This is a genomic window from Variovorax sp. CCNWLW186 (genome assembly GCF_037203865.1).
GTDB lineage: Bacteria > Pseudomonadota > Gammaproteobacteria > Burkholderiales > Burkholderiaceae_C > Variovorax.
Genome location: NZ_JBBCBO010000004.1, coordinates 20,051 through 38,093 on the forward strand (window position 1 = coordinate 20,051; position 18,043 = coordinate 38,093).

Here is an 18,043-nt window from a genome sequence, read left to right on the forward strand (position 1 = left end):
CCGTGGTGCAGCGAACCAACGTCCTGCTGACCGGTTTCGACCCGTTCGACCGCGAAGCCCTCAACCCTTCATGGGAGGCCGTGCGCGCGCTGGACGGCTGGCAGTGCGGCCGCGCCACCGTGCATGCGCGCCAGATGCCCTGCGTCTTCGGCAATGCCATCGAGGCGCTTGCAGGCGCCATGGACGAGCTTCAGCCGCAGCTGGTGCTGTGCATCGGCCAGGCCGGCGGCCGCGCGGAGATCACGCCCGAGCGCGTGGCCATCAACATCGACGACGGCCGCATTGCAGACAACGCCGGCCGCCAGCCGATCGACACGCCCGTAGTGCGCGGCGCGCCCGCAGCGTATTTCTCCACGCTGCCTATCAAGGCCATCGTGCGCGACCTGCGCGCGGCCGGCGTGCCCGCGTCGGTGTCGAACACCGCGGGCACCTTTGTCTGCAACCACATCTTCTACGGCCTGATGCATCGCATGGCCACGCACCCGGTGCCGGGGCTGCGCGGCGGGTTCATTCACATCCCCTACCTGCCCGAGCAGGCGGCGCGCTTTCCGGGGCTGCCCAGCATGTCGCTGGCCACCATGGTCGAGGCGCTGCGCATTGCGGTGGCCACCGCGCTGGCGGTTGAAAAGGACATTGCCGAAACCGGCGGTCAGCTCCATTGAGCCAGCCAGGAGAGCAGCGCCGCATTGACGAGCGCGGGCTTCTCCATGGTCAGCATGTGTCCGCACTGCGGCAGCCACACCACTTCCGCATGCGGCACCAGCGCCGCAATTTCGCGCGTGCAGTCGGGCGGCGTCAGCCGGTCCGTGTCGCCGCAGACCAGGAGCACCGGCGCACGAAGCGAAGGCAAGTGGGTCCGCGCATCGGGGCGCCGCATCACCGCGCGGTTCTGGCTGATGAGCTGCTGCGTACCGGCATCCAGCACGATCTCGACGTAGCGCTCGACCAGCGCCTGATCGGCCGCCTGCGTGGGGTGAAACGCAAACACGGCGTTCGGCTCGATCACGTCGCGCAGTTCACCGCGCTCGAACAGCTCGATCGCGCTTTCGCGCAGCTCGTACATCTCCGGCGACTCGGGCCGGGCGTTGGTGCCCAGCAGCGCGAGCCCCGCAATACGCTCGGGCGCCTGCCGCGCGGCCTCCATGGCGACCATGCCGCCCATCGATGCGCCGCACAGTATCAGCGGGCCGGGGTTCTCGCGCAGCACGGCCGCAGCCATGTCTTCGATGGTGTCGTGCCGCATGTGGGCATCGCTCACGCGGGCGTCGAACATGGCCGGAAGAACGGGAAGCTGGGCTCCCCACAGGCGCTCGTCGCAGGCGAGGCCGGGCAGCAAGACAAGGTGTGGCATGGGCGGATTTTGCGTCATCGCGCCCTCCGGCGTAACGGCATAGGCTGCTTGGCCAGAAGCCATTCGGCGGCGGAATCGACATACTTTCCGTTGCTGCGCGATCTGCGGTTCGCGCGTTTCCGCTTCATACCGAGGACAAGAAAATGAACCTGGTTCAACGCGTGCAGGACATCCTGCTCAAGCCCAAGGCCACCTGGCCCGCCATCGATGCAGAGCCCGCCGACACCGCGTCGCTCTACAAGAACTACGTGATGATCCTCGCGCTGATACCGGCAGTGGCGGGCTTCATCGGCCTGTCGGTCATCGGCTTTGGCGCCTTCGGTGTCAACTTTCGTGTGCCCGTGGTCACGGGGCTCGTGAACATGGTCGTCGGCTACGTGCTCTCGCTCGTCATGGTGTTTGTGCTGGCGTTGATCATCGATGCGCTGGCGCCCACATTCGAAGGCTCGAAGAGCCAGATCGGCGCGCTCAAGCTGTCGGCCTATGCCAGCACGGCGAGCTTCCTGGGCGGGGTGTTCAGCCTGATTCCGTCGCTCTCGATCCTGGGCGCGCTCGCCGCGCTCTACGGCATCTACCTGATCTACGTGGGCCTGCCGGTGCTCATGAAGTGCCCGCCGGACAAGTCGCTGGCATACACGGCGGTGGTGGTGGTTTGCGCCATCATCGGCGGCGTGGTGATCGCCTGGGTGCTCTCGCTTCTCACACCCTCGCCCACGCGCGTGAGCACGGCACCGCTCGCAATGCAGGTGGCGGCCATGCAACAGATGGTGCCGCCGAGGCTCTGAGCGCCGCGCATGCGGTGGAGAATGGGCGTTCCATGCCAACGCCCACACCCGACTCCGCGACCGAACTCATCCTGATCCGCCACGGCGAAACGGCCTGGAACCGCGAACTGCGTTTCCAGGGGCATGCCGATGTGCCGCTCAACGACATGGGGCACGAGCAGGCGCGCCGGCTGGGCTTGCGGATGGCGGGTGAAACGGCGCAGCACATCGTCAGCAGCGACCTTCTTCGTGCGCAGCAAACCGCGGCGCCGGCGTCGATGCAGCTGTCGCTCCCGGTGGTCACGTCGGCGAGCTTGCGCGAGCAGCACTTCGGCGTGGTCGAAGGCATGCGGGCCGACGAAATACAAGCCCTGCACCCCAGGGCATGGGAAGAGTGGCTGCAGTTCCGCGAGGACCACGCCATGCCGGAGGGCGAGTCGGCACGCGAATTCCACACGCGCATCGTCGCGGCGCTGGGCAATCTTGCAGCCACCTACCGTGGCCAACGCCTGGTGGTCGTCACGCACGGCGGCGTGCTCGACATGGTGTGGCGCACCGCGCGCGGCCTCAGTCTCAGCGGGCCGCGGCAGAGCGACATTCCCAATGCGGGCTTCAACCGCATCCGCATTGCCGACCCCGCCATGCCGGACGCGATCGAGATCGTCGACTGGGCCGACACGCGGCACCTTGCCGACCTGCCGCCGCAGCCGGTGTACGACCAGCGGCGGCATCTCGAGAAGAACTGAGCCCGCCGCGGGCACGTCCCCTCAGGTGCAGCTGCCGGCCTTCGGCGTGCGCAGCAAAGGCTGGCCGGCACCAATGCCCGTGGGCTTGCCGGCGTCTACCGCCAGGCGGCCGTTCACCAGCACAGTGACCACGCCCTCGGACAGCAGTGTCGGTTGGGTGTAAGTGGCCTTGGCGGAATAGCGAGCGGGGTCGAACGCGACCACGTCGGCGTAGTAGCCGGGCCGCAGGTGCCCGCGTTGTTTCAGCCCCAGCGTGTCGGCGGTCAAAGACGAGCTGCTGCGAATGAACTGCCCCAGCGAGATCGTGTGCTCCTTCACCACGTACTGCTCGTACTTGCGTGCAAAGGTGCCGTAGGCGCGCGGATGGCCCAGCGAGGAGTCGGACGACGTCATGACCCACGGCCGCTTCATGAACGCGCGCACGTCGTCGTCGCTCTGGTTGAACGAGGCGATGTTCAGGTCGCCGTCACGTAGCACGGCAATGGCGGCATCCACCGGGTCGGCGTTCGAGGCCGTGGCCACGTCGGCCAGCGTCTTGCCCACGTACTTGGTGCTGCCGGCTGAAAACAGGATGGTCTCCGGACCGCCGCGCAGGCGCAGGTTCTCGCGCATGCCGGTTCGCAGGCGCTCCTGGACGGCCGCATCGTTGAAGCGCTTGAGCATTGCCTCGCGCCCGCCGTCGACTGCCCAGGGCGGCACCAGCGCCGCCGAGAAGCGTGTGCTCGATGCCGTCCAAGGATAGTGGTCGGCGGTGATGTCGAGGCCGGCGGCACGCTCTTTCTCGATGCGGCGGATGATGTCGCCGCTTTGGCCCTGCACATCCACGCCCAATGCCTTGATGTGGGCCACGTGCACCGGCAGGCGTGCCTCATGGCCGATGCGAATCACTTCTTCAATGGAGCCCTTGAGCCCGATGTTGTACATCGACTCATCGCGAATGTGGCTGTCGTAGAGCCCGCCGTGACGGGCTGCGACCTTCGCCAGTTCGATGACTTCCTCGGTCTTCGAGAAATTCTGCGGCGGATAGAAAAGCCCGGTCGACAGCCCCAGCGCACCGTCGCACATGGCCCGGCTCACGTGCTTGCGCATGACGTCGAGATGTTCGGGCGTTGGCGCGCGATTGGCTTCGCCCAACTGGTCGATGCGCACGGGCCCGAAGCCTACGTACATGGCAACGTTGGTCCCAACGGGGGCCGACCGCAGGCGCTGGGTCTGCGCGGCAATGTCGAAGCTGCCGAACCCGTCGTTGCCGATCACCGCCGTGGTCACGCCCTGGGTCAGGAAGGGAATGTTCAGGCGCTTGCGCGGATCGGTGGAATGCAGGTCGGCATCGGCGTGGGTGTGCGCGTCGATGAAGCCCGGTGCCACGACCATGCCGGTCGCATCGATGGTTCGCCGTGCAATGAACTGTGCCGGTGCCTTCCTGCCGGCGAAGACGATGCGGTCGCCCACAATGCCGACATCGCCAACCACGGGCTCATCCGAGTCACCCGTGTAGACGGTGCCGCCGCGCAGCAGCAGGTCGAGTTCGACGGGGGCATCGGTCGCGGCATGTGCCGCGGTAGAGAGGCCTGCCAGGGCCGCGAGCGCGGCAAGCACGACAACTGATTTCTGCATGGAACGTAATCGGATCGATGTGGAGCGGCCAGTTTAGAAGTCGCTCCCGCGTGCCTGTTAATTCCTTTTGCGACACGCCCCATGACTGGAAGGCATGACCTCGCTTGCCCCTCAAAGGCGAGAAGCCAGCTGCTCGAGCCCGAGCCGCGCATAGACATCGCCTGCCTGGCGCCGCAGCCGCAGCGATTCGGGCTGGCCATTGAGCTGCTGCTGCAGGATGCCCTGCGCACCCCTGAGCGTGGCTTCGGTGCCGGCGCGCACGAGGGCGTCGAGGTACACCTGCTCGAAGAGGTCGCGCTGCGCGTGGCTGCCGCCGATTTCGACGAGGCGAGGCAAGGCGCTGCCGAGCCCGTCGATGGCCGAAGCGAAGTCGCCTCGCGCATGGGCAACAAGCCCGCGAGCGGCGGGCACGCATACGTGCTGCCACGCGGCGCGGGTCGAGACGGGTGCGCGTGGCGCATAGGCCTCCATGTTGCACAGCAGCGCATCCGCCTTGGGCCGGCCCGCACGGGCCAGGCCATAGAGGTACTGCAGGTCGAGAAAGGGCAGTACATGGTCGGCCTGGCGCTGCACGAGGTAGTGGCCCACGTCGCTCCACCGCGTGCCGACATCGATCCCCGCGAGCTCGAAGCGCGCCAGCAGCGAGACCGCACCGATCTGATCTTGCGAGTAGTCCTTTGCCACGCCCCACACCTCGCCGTCGTACACCGCGAGCGCTTCAGCATCGCGCCCGAGCTCGATGAGAAAGAGGGCCACGTGCCACCAGTTGTGCGTGACCATGAACGAATTGAGGCCGGTCCAGGTGTCGCTCACGCCCTGCATGAACGCCAGGCCTTCGGTAAGCCGGCCGTCGGTGAGCATCACGTGCGCCAGCGCATGGTGCGCCCACGGCTCCTTGCGGCACATGCCGATGGCGTGGCGAGCGCTGGCCTCGGCCTCGCGCATCAGGTGGCACTGCTCGTAGCCGAAGGCGGCCATGCCGTGCACATAGGGCACGTCGGACGCGGCCGGCAGTGCGGCAAGTGCGAGCCGGAGCATGCCCGGACAGTCGCCGGTATTGAAGCAGTGGTATTGCCCCAGCTTCACCGACACGAGGTCGCGCGGGTACTCGCGCGACTGCTCCGTGTGCAGCGCAATGGCCCTGGCGATGTCGCCGTCGGCCCACGCTTCAATCGCTGCGATGTAGCGTTGCTCGCGCGGTGTGGCGCGGCCGGATGCGGCTCGGGCCTTGGCGAGATAGGGGCGCGCATTGGCCACGGCATCGCGCGATTCGGCGAAGAGGTGAAGCGTTGCGCAATAGGCCTGGACGATGGGGCTCCGGTCGCTGTCGCCCAGCGCCAGCAGGTTGACGGCGCGTGCCTCGGTCGAAACGAAGCCCATGACGAAGTCTTCGACAAGCGGCAGGCTGGCGGCATCGTCGAGCGTGAGCGGGTTGCCGAAGCTGTCGGCGTGCGGGGTTGCGGCGGGCATGGCCGGATGGTGCCATGCCCCGCCCTGGGCTTCAAACGCCTGCTTGCTGGTGGCGGTACTCCTGGGTCTTTCCGCCGTAGCCGTAGGCCGCGCCACGGGCATCGATCACGTGGATGTACGACACCTCGTGCAGGTTAGGCCGCAGGCGTGCCATGGCGGCATGCACCTCGCGCAGGTAGCGCGCCTTTTCTGCCTTGGTATTGGTTTCGTCCGTGACGCTGATGTCCAGGTGGAACGCCGACTTGCCGAGCGAGGCCAGCGACTGCCCGCCGATGAACCATGTGTCGGCGGCGATGTACTGCACCGTGATGGCGATCACCGGCAACTGCTTGCCGAGCACGCTCTGAGTGAGCTCGGCGACAGTGTCGACGGTCTTCCGGGTGAGATCGGCGTCGGGCTCGCCCGAGAGATGAACAACGATGTGCGGCATTTGGAACTCCGAGAATGAGTGAACGATGGGGCTATTCTGGGCGCTGCGCTTCCATCGGAAAAGCGGGAAGATATGATGGCAAGCATCGGATTAACGAATGGATAAGCCATGCAGACATTCGACCTGGAGCAGCTACGCACTCTTGCTGCGGTGATCGATGCCGGCAGCCTCACGGCGGCCGCACCGCGTGTTTTTCTTTCGCAGTCATCGGTCAGCGAGCAGATCCGCAAGCTCGAAGAGCGGGCAGGGCAGTCATTGCTCACGCGCAGCAAGAGCGGTGTGGCGCCGACGGAGGCGGGCACGCGGCTGCTGGCCTATGCGCGCCGCATCCTCGCGCTCAGCGACGAGGCCTTTCGCGACCTGCACGGCGAAACGCTGCAGGGCGAGCTGCGGCTCGCCGTGACCGACTACTTTCGGCCTGGCGATCTCACGCAACTGCTGGCACGGCTTGGCAAGAGCTATCCGCAGGTGCGGCTGAACGTAAGCATCATGAAGAGCGACGCGTTGCGGGCGGCTTATGCGAACGGCGAATTCGACGTGGGGCTGGCGATGAACATCGCAGGCGCATCCTCTTCGCCGGAGCAGGGCTCAAAGGCGCCGGTGATACGCCGCGAATCGCTCGTGTGGCTTGGCGCAGCCGGCATGCGGTTGACCAAGGGCGAACCGCTCCGGCTGCTGGCCTTGCCGGACACCTGCTCGTTGCACCAATACACCGTGGCGCTGCTTCGGCGGCGCAAGGTGCCGTATGTGCTGGCGCATGTGGCGTCGGGCGTGGCGGGGTTGCAGTCGGCATTGGCCGCAGGGCTCGGCGTGGCGTGCTTGAACGAGTCTGCTGCGGGCGAGGGCGTGGGGCGGGTGGCAGGGCCGCATGGATTGCCGGCATTGCCCCGGGTCGCGTTCCAGTTCTTGCCCGGCCGCCGGGGCGAGACGGAGTTTGTGACCCGCGCCCGGGAAATGCTGGCGACCCACCTGGTATGACACTACCCTGGGGGTGGCGCGGGACTTGCGTCAAACTGCCTCACATGAACGCGCCACAACCCAGAACCCCGGCGGATTTCTTGCGGCACTCCCGCTTCGATGACGCGCAGGCCATCTTTTCAGGCACGTTGTTCGTCGCCATTGCCATGATGCTTTTCGGCCAGGCGGGCCTGCTCACGGGCGGCACGGCCGGTGTTGCGTTTCTCCTGCACTACGCCACGGGTGTGAGCTTCGGAAAACTCTTCTTCCTGGTCAATTTGCCGTTCTACTGGTTCGCATGGCGCCACATGGGGCGGGCCTTCACCATCAAGACGTTCTCGGCCATCGCATTGCTTTCGGTCATGACCGACTGGGCGCCGCGCTACATCTCCATCGATTCGCTGCACCCGGCCTTCGCAGCCGTGCTCGGCGGATTGCTGCTGGGCACCGGATGCCTGTTTCTCGCCCGTCATCGTGCGAGCCTCGGGGGTGCGACGGTGTTGACGCTGTACCTGCAGGAAAAGCGCGGCTGGCCTGCCGGCAAGGTGCAGATCGGCATCGATTGCACGGTGGTGCTGCTCGCGCTGTTCGTGATTCCGCCGCAGCGCGTGGGCTGGTCGGTGCTGGCGGCTGTGGTGATGGGGCTTTTCTTGTGGATCAATCACAAGCCGGGGCGGTACGCTGCGACTTGAGTGGTCGCGCGCTTGTTTTTGGCGCTCCTGTTTTCGGGGCGCTGCTGTTCAGGGCGTGTGCAAAGGCCACCGGGTACTCCCCTCCGCGAATGTCCCCCGCCTTCGGCTCCTCCTTTATTTCGCTGCGGGGAGCACCCGATGCCCTGTGCACACCGGGCGCTGCGCTTGTTCCGTTCGATCAACCACCGCTCTGTGCAACGCTCACGTCGATGGGGTGCCTTGCGCAGCGAAATAAAGGAGGAGGCCGCAGGCCGGGGGACATTCGCGGAGCAAGGTACCCCGTCGGCGGGAGCGCGCCCTGAACGGAGCATCAACCGCACAACGTGACGCAGAAAGAAGCAAGGCTTCATCCGAGGGATCTATTCAGCGCACATCCTTCAGGTAGCGGTCGGAGAACGCCCGCTGCGCCTCAGCCATGCGCGCATAGTCCACGCTCTTCGCGCGAGCGTATTCGGTAGCCGGCAAGAACTGCGCCTCCACGTCCTTCGGCATCGCACCGGCGCGCACCGGCCGCAGGTAGGCCTTGGCCCAGATGGCCTGGCCTTCGTCGGACAGCACGAAGTCGAGCACCTTCTTGCCCTCGGCTGCGTGAGGTGCCTTGGCAACGAGGCTCATCACGTAAGGCACTGCCAGCGTGCCTTCGCTCGGGATGACGAAAGCGACGTTGGCCTTGTCCTTGTACTTGGCGCGGTAGGCGTTGAAATCGTAGTCGAGCAGGATCGCGATCTCGCCCGACAGCACTCGCGCATACGAGGTCTGCTTGGGAACGATGGGCTCGTTCTTCTGCAGCGCCTTGAAGTAGTCGATGGCAGGGCCGAAGTTGTCGAGCGTGCCGCCGCGTGCTTCGTTCACTGCCACCGCGCCCACGTAGCCGACGAAGGCCGATGCGGGGTCGAGGTAGCCGATGAGGCCCTTGTATTCGGGCTTGAGCAGGTCGGCCCACGATTTTGGAATTGGCTTGCCCTTGAGCGCATCGACGTTGACCATGAAACCGAGCGTGCCGGAGTGGATGGTGAACCAGTTGCCGGCCGGGTCCTTCAGGCCGTCGGGAATGTCTTTCCATGCTGCCGGCTTGTAGGGCTCGACCACCCCGTCCTTCTGGGCCTGCACCGCGAAGGTCACGCCCAGGTAGGTGACGTCGGCGACGGGGCTTGCCTTCTCGGCCACGAGTTGCGCGAGCGATTGGCCCGAGTTCTTGTTGTCGGCCGGCACGGTGATGCCGGTCTTGGCCTTGATGGCCTTGAGCTGCGTGCCCCAGTCGGCCCATTCGGTCGGGCAGTTGTAGCAAATGGCGGTCTGGGCCATGGCGCTGCCGGCGGCGACGAGCGCGGCGGTGAGCAAGCCCAGGCGGGCCATGCGGGAGATGCGGAGAGACATGAAAGAACTCCTTGATGTGGATGTGAGGGTTGAGGCGGGTGAAACGGGTGATCAGTCGTTGGCGATATCGCGTGCGGATGCGCACGATTCGCCGTCGCGAAAGAAGCAAGGCAGCAGCAGGCTCGCGTCGGCCTGCAGCGTGGCGCCGCCGGCCATGGCCTGGATCAGCAACTCGACGCTGCGGCGGCCGATCTCGCTGTTGGGCTGCGCAATGGTGGTGAGCGCCGGCGTGAGGTCTTCGCCGAGCGCAATGCCGTCGAAGCCGACCACGCTGAGGTCGTCGGGTACGGAGAGTCCGCTCAGGTGCGCGGCGCGGATGCTGCGGATGGCGAGCAGGTCGTTCGAGCAGACCAGCGCGGTGGGACGCTCCTTGGCTTGCAGCAGGTGCGCGAGCATGTCCACCGCACTTTCGACGAAGGGCACCTCGATGAGCGGCGGCGCATCGAGCCCGGCATCGGCCATGCCTTTCTGGAAACCCCGGTAGCGCTGTTGCGCACGGTCTGAAGCGGCCAGCGTGCCGCTGACCATCGCGATGCGGCGGTGCCCCAGCAGCACCAGGCGCGCGACGGCGTCCGCCACGGCAGCTTCGCCGTCGACGGTCACGCAAGGGTGCTCAGGATGCCGGTTGTAGGCCAGCACATAAGGCGTGCCGGTGGCGCGAAGCCGCGCGAGCGCCGCTGAAGTGGAAGGGTTGGAGACCACCAGGATCAACCCGTCGACATTGCCCGCCATCAGCAGATGGACCGCGCGTTCTTCTTCATCGAGCCGGTAGCCCGTGGTGACGGGAATGATGGCGTAGCCGCCCGCCATGGCTGCTCGCGCAATGCCTTGCAGGCATTCGGCGAAGGTCGGATTCAAAAGCGTCGGCAGCACGACACCCAACGCGCGGCTGCGCTGGGTGCGCAAGGTGCGCGCGCTGGCGTTGGGCACGTAGTGGAGCTCGCGCGCCACGCGTTCCACCAACTCACGCGTGGCTGGCGTGACCTTGTCTGGGAAGTTGAACGCCCGCGACACGGTGGCCACGGAAACCCCGGCCTTGGCTGCGACGGATTGAATGCTCATCGTGCGGTGTTATGTAATCGATTACATTTCACCGCGGCAGTATGACCCTGCCATGACAAGCCGAGAAAGCCGGGAAAAACCCTCGCGTTGCGTCTTAAAGAGAAAGGGGCCCGAAGGCCCCTTGAGAAACTGGCTTACTTGCCGCGCCGAACCCGCCGGATCTCGTCCACGATCAGGCAGATGGCCCCCAGCGTGATTGCACTGTCTGCCGCGTTGAAGGCCGGAAAGTACCAGTTCCCCGCGTGGAAGCTCAGGAAGTCGACCACGTACCCGTGCATCATCCGGTCGATCACGTTGCCGATGGCGCCACCCAGGATGCACGCCATCGCGAACGAAAACAGCTTCTGCCCCGCGTGCGATTTCAGCATCCACACGATGAACACCGCGGCCGCCAGGCCAATGGCCGTGAAAAACCAGCGCTGCCAACCCGAATGGTCGGCCAGGAACGAGAACGCGGCGCCCGTGTTGTGCGCGCGAACCACGTTGAAGAAGCTCGTCACGTACGTTGCGTCACCGAGCTTGTAGTAGCCCAGGATCAGCGTCTTGGTGAACTGGTCGATGATCAGGATGATCGCCGCCAGGGCGAGCCATGGCCAGATGCTGCCGCTGCGCGAACGCGATGCCGACATGGAGCGTGCGGCCGCCATCAGGCAAAGCTCCGTGCTTCGCCGGCGCCGAACAAATTGCTCGTGCAACGGCCGCAGATCGTCGGATGCGCCGGGTCGTGGCCCACGTCGTCGCGGTAGTGCCAGCAGCGATCGCACTTCTGCGCGCTGCTCGGTGTCACCGTGGTCGAGAGCGCTTCGCCCGCGGCGATTGCGATGGCCGAGGTGATGAAGACGAATTTCAGGTCATCGCCCAGCGAGCCCAGCAGCGCGTAGTCGTCGGCCGGTGCGGTGAGCTGCAGGTTGGCCTGCAGCGACGAACCGACCTTGCCTTCGGCGCGCACCGCCTCGATGTCCTTGTTGACCACATCGCGGATCTCGCGGATGCGGCTCCACTTGGCAAGCAGTGCTTCGTCGGGCGCCGCGAATTTGCTGAACGTCTGCGCAAAGATCGATTCGCCCGGCTTGCCCGTGCTCACGAACTTCCACGCCTCTTCGGCGGTGAAACTCAGGAACGGCGCCATCCAGCGCAGCATGGCTTGCGAGATGTGCCAGAGCGCAGTCTGTGCACTGCGGCGCGCAAGGGAGCCGGGCGCCGTGGTGTAGAGCCGGTCTTTCAGGATGTCGAGGTAGAAGCCGCCCAGGTCTTCCGAGCAGTAGATCTGCAGCTTGGCCACCACCGGGTGGAACTCGTACACCTTGTAGTGCGCAAGGATCTCGGCCTGGAACTGCGAAGCGCGCGCGAGCGCATAGCGGTCGATTTCGAACAGCTGGTCGAGCGGCACCGCGTCCTTGGCGATGTCGAAGTCGCTAGTGTTCGCCAGCAGAAAGCGCAGCGTGTTGCGGATGCGGCGGTACGAGTCGACCACCCGCGCGAGGATCTTGTCGTCGCCCGCGATGTCGCCTGAGTAATCGCTCGCGGCCACCCACAGGCGGATGATCTCGGCGCCCAGCTTGCTGCTGATTTCCTGCGGATCGATGCCGTTCTTGAGCGACTTGCTCATCTTGATGCCCTTGGCATCCACCGTGAAGCCGTGCGTGAGCAGGCCGCGGTACGGCGCGCGGTCTTCCAGCGCACAGGCGATCAAGAGCGACGAGTGGAACCAGCCGCGGTGCTGGTCGTGGCCTTCGAGGTACAGGTCGGCTTCAGGGCCGGTCTCGTGGTGCACGTTGGGGTGCGTGCCGCGCAGCACGTGATAGAAGGTCGAGCCCGAGTCGAACCACACCTCGAGGATGTCGGTGCTCTTGGTGTAGTGCGGTGCGTCTTCGGCGCCGAGGATTTCTTCGACGGTGACGCGGCTCCAGGCCTCGATGCCGCCCTTTTCGACGATGTCGGCGGCTTGGTCGAGGATTTCCATCGTGCGCGGATGCAGTTCGCCCGAGTCCTTGTGCAGGAAGAACGGGATCGGCACGCCCCAGCTGCGCTGGCGGCTGATGCACCAGTCAGGCCGGTTGGCGATCATGTCGTGCAGGCGCGCCTTGCCGTTCTCCGGATAGAAGCTCGTCTTCTCGATGGCTTCAAGCGCGGTCTGGCGCAGCGTCTTGGGCGCCTTGTCCTTGGTGAACACGCCTTCGCCTTCGTCCATGCGCACGAACCACTGCGCCGCGGCGCGGTAGATCACCGGTGTCTTGTGGCGCCAGCAGTGCGGGTAGCTGTGCGTGATGGTCTCGGTGGTGAGCAGGCGGTTGGCGTCGCGCAGCGCGGCGATGATGACCGGCACGGCCTTCCAGATGTTCTGGCCGCCGAAGAGCGGGAAGTCGGGCGCGTAGCTGCCGTTGCCCTGCACCGGGTTCAGGATGTCGTCGTACGCCACGCCGTGGGCGATGCAGGAGTTGAAGTCATCCACGCCGTAGGCGGGCGAGGAATGCACGAGGCCGGTGCCGTCGGTGGCGGTCGCGTAGTCGGCCAGGTACACCGGTGACAGGCGCTTGTAGCCAGCATCGACGTCGTACAGCGGGTGCTCGAATTCCAGGCCCCCGAGCTTCTCGCCCTTGACCGTGGCCAGCACCTTGCCGTCGAGCGCATAGCGCGTCATGCACATCTCGACCAGCGAGTTGGCAAGGATGAGCAGGCCGCGTTCGGTGTCGACCAGCGAATACTCGATCTCGGGGTTCAGGTTGATCGCCTGGTTGGCCGGGATGGTCCACGCGGTGGTGGTCCAGATCACGGCAAAGATGTCGCCGAGGATCGTATGGTCGGTCTCGAAGGCCTTGAGCACCTTCTCGCGGTCGTGCGCCTTGAAGGCCACGTCGATGGTCTGGCTCTTCTTGTCGGCGTATTCGATCTCGAATTCGGCGAGCGACGAGCCGCAGTCGAAGCACCAGTACACGGGCTTCAGGCCGCGATAGACAAAGCCACGCTCGATCACGCGCTTGAATGCGCGCAGCTCGCCGGCTTCATTCGCGAAATCCATCGTCTTGTAGGGATGGTCCCATTCGCCCAGCACGCCCAGGCGCTGGAAGTCGGCCATTTGTTGCGCGATCTGCTCCGTGGCGTAGGCACGGCTCTTGGCCTGCATCTCGTCGCGGCTCAGGTTGCGGCCATATTGCTTCTCGATGGCGTTCTCGATCGGCAGGCCGTGGCAGTCCCAGCCGGGCACGTAGAGCGCGTCGTAGCCTTCGAGCTGGCGCGCCTTGGTGATCATGTCCTTCAGGATCTTGTTCACCGCGTGGCCCATGTGGATCTGGCCATTGGCGTACGGCGGGCCGTCGTGCAGGATGAACTTGGGTGCGCCGTGGCGGGCGTCGCGCAGGCGGTGGTAGCGGCCTTCGTCGTTCCATTCCTTCACCCAGCCCGGTTCGCGCTTGGGCAGGTCGCCGCGCATCGGAAAGGGGGTGTCGGGCAGGTTCAGCGTGGAACGGTAGTCGGTGGTGGAAGCAGCGTCAGACATGTTGGGGTGCGAAACAGAGGGGCTTCGACAGGCTCAGCCCGAACTGCATTGAGCGGTCGGTGCGGAAGAAAAGCCGTTCGCCCTGAGCTTGTCGAAGGGCGGCAGCACGGTGCGTGCAGGGCTAAATTCGGTCGCGTGTCGTCTGGCGATGGGTTTCGGCGTGGGTCGACGCAAAGAACGCGCGCGCGTCGCGCCCATCCTTCGCGATGCCCGCAGTGAGGGCCTCGAGGCTGGTGTAGCGCAATTCGTCGTGCAGTTTGTGCAGGAGTTCCACGCGGACGATTTTACCGTAGGCCCCTTCGGCTCCCAGATGCGAGGGCCACTCCAGGCAATGCGTCTCCAGCAAAACCCGGCCGGCGTTGACGTCGTTGGCGTCCAGCGAGGGGCGCACGCCCAGGTTGGCCACGCCGGGCAGGGGCTGGTCGGCCAGGCCGTGCACCAGCACCGCGAAGATGCCGCTGGCGGCCGGTTTCCAGTGCTTGAAGCGCAGGTTGAGGGTGCGAAAACCATCGTCCTTGCCGGGCTCGGAGGCGCCCAGCGCCCGACCGAGCTTGCGTCCATGAACCACGTGGCCGGAGATCGTGTAAGGCCGGCCGAGCAGGTGCTGGGCGTCGGCCATGCGGCCCTCAGCCAGCGCCTCGCGCACGGCCGAGCTGGAAACGCGCAGGCCGTGGACCTCGTAGCTGTTCATGCGCGCCACGTCGAAGCCGTGGGCATCGCCAGCGGCGTCGAGCATGGCGTAGTCGCCCGCCCGCTTGGCCCCAAAGCGGAAGTCGTCGCCCACCAGCACGTAGCGCGCGCCCAAGCCGTCGATCAGCACGTTCTGGATGAATTCGTCAGGCGACTGGGACGCCAGCCGGCCATCGAAGGGCAGCACGATCGTCTGCGCCACGCCACAGGCCGCAAGCTCGGTGAGCTTGTCGCGCAGCGTGCCGATGCGGGCCGGCGCCAGGTCCGGCTTTTTGGTGACGGCGGCGAAATAGTCGCGCGGGTGCGGCTCGAAGGTGAGCACGCAACTGGGCAGCCCGCGATGGCGCGCCTCGGTCTGCAGCAGTGCCAGCATGGCCTGGTGGCCACGGTGCACGCCGTCGAAATTGCCTATGGTGAGGGCGCAGGCCGGAGCCACGCCCGGGTGCCGGAAGCCGCGGAAAACCTGCATTGGTGAGTATCTTTTTGATAGCGCCTTTCGCCCGTCAATTGGGCGAATCAGGCCGTTTTGTCACAAAGCCGGTATATTGTGACTCAGTGCGTCGCTTGAAGTGGTCTCCGGCGCGCTCCGTGTCCCTGGTCTTTCCGTGATTCTTCCCTTTTTGAGGAGGCGTGTGGTGAAGGTCTTGAAGCTGTCGGCCCAAGGGCTGCCCCAGTCATGGATATCGCTTGAACAGGCGGTCATCCACTATGCAGCGGACGAAGTTCGCTGGGAGGTGGGCGCGCAGGTGGCTGTGTTCCGTGGCGGTCACAACGCCATCACGGGCGAGCAATCGCAGATTGCCATCAACAGCATCATCGGCACCAAGGGCGTGCCGCGCATCAACCCCTTTACCCAGCGCCCGGGGCTCACCAACAGCAAGCTCTTTGCGCGCGACCGCAACATCTGCGCCTATTGCGGCGGGCATTTCCACGAAGACGAGCTCACGCGCGAGCACATCATTCCGTTCGCGCAAAAAGGCATCGACACCTGGATGAACGTGGTCACGGCCTGCAAGCCGTGCAACCACCGCAAGAGCAGCCGCACGCCGGAGCAGGCGAACATGCCGCTGCTGTACGCGCCCTATGTGCCCAGCCTCTGGGAAGATTTCATTCTGCGAAATCGCCGCATCCTGGCGGACCAGATGGAATTCCTCATGGCGCATCTGCCGCAGAGTTCGCGGCTGCACGACACCTAGCCTCGGCTCAGCGTTTCCAGTCGGGCGGGCGTTTTTCGATGAAAGCCTGAACGCCTTCGAGCGCGGTTTCGTCCATCATGTTGCAGGCCATGGTCTGGCTCGCGTCGGCCAGGGCGGCTTCGATGCCGGTTTCGAGCTGGCGATAGAAGAGGGCCTTGCCCAGCGCAAGTGCCTTGCGGGGCTTGGCGACGATGCTGGCGACCAGCGTCTCCACCGCGGCATCGAGCTCGGCCGGTGCCGCGACCCGATTGACCAGGCCCTTCTGCCTGGCCTCCTGCGCATCGATGAACTCACCGGTCACGAGCATTTCGAACGCCTCCTTGCGGCCGAGATTGCGAGAAAGGGTGACGCTGGGCGTGGCGCAGAACAGACCCACGTTCACGCCGCTGACCGCGAAGCGCGCCTCGCTGGAAGCCACCGCCAGGTCGCACACTGCCACCAACTGGCAGCCCGCTGCGGTGGCGATGCCATGCACGCGCGCAATCACGGGCACGGGGAGCCGCTGGATCGACAGCATCATTGCGCCGCAGCGCTCGAAGAGCTGCTGGTAATAGCCGAGCGACGGCTCCGCGCGCATTTCCTTCAGGTCATGGCCCGCGCAGAAGGCTTTGCCGGCCGCCGCGATGACAACCGCGCGCACGCTTTCGTCCGCAGCGATTTCGGCCATGGCCTGCTCGAGCGCGCCGAGCATGCCCTCGGAAAGCGCGTTGAACGAGGCCGGGCGGTTCAGCGTGAGCGTGACCACGCCGCGCGCATCGCGTGTTTTCAGCACGAAAGGGGAGGAAGCCGCGTCGTTCATGCTGTTGCCTCTCAGTAAGTCAATTCGAGCACCGTCACATGCTGCTGTGCAGCCGGCCAGGTCAGGCCCGTGATGCGCTCGCCGTTGAATTCACCCGTCACGGCGCGCTGAGGCTCCGCCGCGGCAACGCGCAGCCGCGAGCTCGACACGCCCGAGCCCTTGGGCGGCACCCCGGGCGGCGGGCTCTGGCCGTCGAAGCGCATGGTGTCGCGCTGCGCATCGAAATACCCGCGAGGGCGTGTGAAGACGACGACTGCATTGGCGCTGGCATCGGCCGCGGCGAGGCGTTCGGGACGCAGGTTCACCACGCTGCTGCTGCGCGGAAACGCGCTGCGGTAGATGTGGGTGATGCCGTATCCCGGCGCGCTGAGGACGAATTCGTAGGCCGTATCGCCGCGTGCGCTGAAGGGGCCCCAGCGGCCGTCCGCTCCGATGTTCTTGCTGTGCACCGCATTGCCGCGCCGAGCGCCCGTGGCGGGATCGACCGCGTAAACGGTCACTTGGCCGCCGTTCAGCGAGAGGTTTTCCGCGCCGACGGCACGGCCATCGAGCACGACGTTCGTTTCGGCTGCAATCGCTGTGCTGCGCGGCGGCTCGCCCGTCAGGAACTGCCAGGTCGCGGCAAAGGCGGCGGGGGAGAACGAAGTCTCGCGATGGTCCACGCGCGGCAGCACCACGTTCGTTGCGCCCTTGAGCGCCGGCCCGTCGAAGCCGATGTTGGTCGGCTGGCCCGGCACGCCGATCCACAGCCCGTCGGGCTGCGCATATTTGTCGTTGTTGTCGGAGCGCAGGGTGAGCCATTTCACGCCCGGCGTGACCTCATCGCCGTTCGGTCCCTTGGGCGCATTGAGCTGCTGCATGAACGCCGAGAGCCCGGAAAATTCATTGTTCTCTCGGAAGCCCTTCACCGCCCAGATGCCGTGCGCCGGATTGCCGCCCAGCACCACGTGGCTCACCACAGTCGCCCCGCCGCCGTTCTGCACGTAATTGCGAATGGTGTTGCCGCCGCGCGAATTGCCGAGCAGCACCACCTTGCTGGCGCCCGTGGCTTTCAGCACCTTCTCGACTTCGGCCTTCAGGAAGGCCGCCGAATCGGCGGTCGAGCTGCGGCCCGGTTGCGCCACGGTGTCGTCGTCGCGTGCCAGCGGATAGGGCTGATCGATCGCAAAGAGCCGGTTGCGCGGCCAGCCGTTCGATTCGAAGCGCCAGATCGTCGTTTGCCAGAGCGCGGCGGAGTCGCCGTTGCCGTGCATGAAGACGATCGGCAGGCGTTCGCTGAACGAAGGCGAGGGTGCGGTGGCGCAAGCGGTCAGCATGGCGGTCGATGCGAGCCCAAGGGCAAGAAGAGTGCGGCGTGATGGCATGTTTTGTTCCTGGCTGGTTCCAAGTAAAAACG

General features: G+C 65.8%; 17 protein-coding genes. 6 read left to right on the forward strand and 11 right to left on the reverse strand.

Going from position 1 to position 18,043, the window contains the following annotated elements:
* Nucleotides 1-2: 2 nt before the first annotated feature.
* Nucleotides 3-662 (forward strand): pyroglutamyl-peptidase I, encoded by a 660-nt coding sequence (gene pcp, locus V9K97_RS06090; protein WP_337316997.1) that lies wholly within the window; start codon nucleotides 3-5, stop codon nucleotides 660-662.
* On the opposite strand, the gene V9K97_RS06095 is transcribed toward pcp, so the two are convergent.
* Nucleotides 650-1,351, reverse strand: a complete 702-nt coding sequence (locus V9K97_RS06095) for an alpha/beta fold hydrolase (protein ID WP_337316999.1) — start codon at nucleotides 1,349-1,351, stop codon at nucleotides 650-652. The two genes, pcp and V9K97_RS06095, sit on opposite strands and share 13 nt — an antisense overlap.
* Before the next feature lie 143 nt (nucleotides 1,352-1,494).
* Here V9K97_RS06095 and V9K97_RS06100 point away from each other — a divergent pair, with 143 nt between their 5' ends.
* Both V9K97_RS06100 and V9K97_RS06105 read left to right on the forward strand, forming a co-directional pair.
* Entirely contained in the window at nucleotides 1,495-2,136 is a 642-nt protein-coding gene (locus V9K97_RS06100) for a Yip1 family protein (RefSeq protein ID WP_337317000.1), read from the forward strand.
* Nucleotides 2,137-2,168: 32 nt separating this feature from the next.
* Nucleotides 2,169-2,861, forward strand: a complete 693-nt coding sequence (locus V9K97_RS06105; RefSeq protein WP_337317001.1) for a histidine phosphatase family protein — start codon at nucleotides 2,169-2,171, stop codon at nucleotides 2,859-2,861.
* Between the two features lie 21 nt (nucleotides 2,862-2,882).
* Here the strand turns inward: V9K97_RS06105 and V9K97_RS06110 are convergent, their stop codons facing one another.
* The 3 genes from V9K97_RS06110 to V9K97_RS06120 form a co-directional block, all read right to left on the reverse strand.
* Nucleotides 2,883-4,478, reverse strand: coding sequence for an N-acyl-D-amino-acid deacylase family protein (locus V9K97_RS06110; protein WP_337317002.1), 1,596 nt, complete (start codon nucleotides 4,476-4,478; stop codon nucleotides 2,883-2,885).
* 111 nt (nucleotides 4,479-4,589) lie between these two features.
* Nucleotides 4,590-5,948 carry a tetratricopeptide repeat protein gene (locus V9K97_RS06115; protein WP_337317003.1) on the reverse strand — a complete coding sequence of 453 codons (1,359 nt, stop codon included), beginning with the start codon at nucleotides 5,946-5,948 and terminating at the stop codon, nucleotides 4,590-4,592.
* 31 nt (nucleotides 5,949-5,979) lie between these two features.
* Nucleotides 5,980-6,378, reverse strand: a complete 399-nt coding sequence (locus tag V9K97_RS06120) for a tautomerase family protein (RefSeq protein ID WP_157615687.1) — start codon at nucleotides 6,376-6,378, stop codon at nucleotides 5,980-5,982.
* 108 nt (nucleotides 6,379-6,486) lie between these two features.
* Between V9K97_RS06120 and V9K97_RS06125 the strand changes: the two genes are divergently transcribed.
* Nucleotides 6,487-7,356 (forward strand): LysR family transcriptional regulator, encoded by an 870-nt coding sequence (locus V9K97_RS06125; RefSeq protein ID WP_337317005.1) that lies wholly within the window; start codon nucleotides 6,487-6,489, stop codon nucleotides 7,354-7,356.
* 44 nt (nucleotides 7,357-7,400) lie between these two features.
* Nucleotides 7,401-8,027, forward strand: coding sequence for a YitT family protein (locus V9K97_RS06130; protein WP_258502230.1), 627 nt, complete (start codon nucleotides 7,401-7,403; stop codon nucleotides 8,025-8,027).
* 363 nt (nucleotides 8,028-8,390) lie between these two features.
* On the opposite strand, the gene V9K97_RS06135 is transcribed toward V9K97_RS06130, so the two are convergent.
* The 5 genes from V9K97_RS06135 to V9K97_RS06155 all read right to left on the reverse strand — a co-directional run bounded on the left by V9K97_RS06135 (nucleotide 8,391) and on the right by V9K97_RS06155 (nucleotide 15,121).
* Nucleotides 8,391-9,404, reverse strand: coding sequence for an ABC transporter substrate-binding protein (locus V9K97_RS06135; RefSeq protein ID WP_337317006.1), 1,014 nt, complete (start codon nucleotides 9,402-9,404; stop codon nucleotides 8,391-8,393).
* A 51-nt stretch (nucleotides 9,405-9,455) separates the two neighbouring features.
* Nucleotides 9,456-10,466 carry a LacI family DNA-binding transcriptional regulator gene (locus V9K97_RS06140; RefSeq protein ID WP_337317008.1) on the reverse strand — a complete coding sequence of 337 codons (1,011 nt, stop codon included), beginning with the start codon at nucleotides 10,464-10,466 and terminating at the stop codon, nucleotides 9,456-9,458.
* Nucleotides 10,467-10,600: 134 nt separating this feature from the next.
* Entirely contained in the window at nucleotides 10,601-11,113 is a 513-nt protein-coding gene (gene lspA, locus V9K97_RS06145) for a signal peptidase II (protein ID WP_157612688.1), read from the reverse strand.
* Nucleotides 11,113-13,962: an isoleucine--tRNA ligase gene (gene ileS / locus V9K97_RS06150; protein ID WP_337317009.1), complete on the reverse strand. Its 2,850-nt coding sequence runs from the start codon at nucleotides 13,960-13,962 to the stop codon at nucleotides 11,113-11,115. The genes lspA and ileS overlap by 1 nt, the downstream gene beginning before the upstream one ends.
* Nucleotides 13,963-14,083: 121 nt before the next feature.
* Entirely contained in the window at nucleotides 14,084-15,121 is a 1,038-nt protein-coding gene (locus V9K97_RS06155) for a bifunctional riboflavin kinase/FAD synthetase (RefSeq protein WP_337295660.1), read from the reverse strand.
* 166 nt (nucleotides 15,122-15,287) lie between these two features.
* On the opposite strand from V9K97_RS06155, the gene V9K97_RS06160 reads away from it, so the two are divergent.
* On the forward strand, nucleotides 15,288-15,848 hold the full coding sequence (locus V9K97_RS06160; protein WP_281149446.1) for an HNH endonuclease: 561 nt from the start codon (nucleotides 15,288-15,290) through the stop codon (nucleotides 15,846-15,848).
* Nucleotides 15,849-15,855: 7 nt separating this feature from the next.
* Here V9K97_RS06160 and V9K97_RS06165 read toward each other — a convergent pair whose 3' ends face one another.
* Nucleotides 15,856-16,647, reverse strand: a complete 792-nt coding sequence (locus V9K97_RS06165) for an enoyl-CoA hydratase (RefSeq protein WP_337317010.1) — start codon at nucleotides 16,645-16,647, stop codon at nucleotides 15,856-15,858.
* Nucleotides 16,648-16,658: 11 nt separating this feature from the next.
* Nucleotides 16,659-18,011 (reverse strand): alpha/beta fold hydrolase, encoded by a 1,353-nt coding sequence (locus V9K97_RS06170; RefSeq protein WP_337317012.1) that lies wholly within the window; start codon nucleotides 18,009-18,011, stop codon nucleotides 16,659-16,661.
* Between the last annotated feature and the right edge of the window lie 32 nt (nucleotides 18,012-18,043).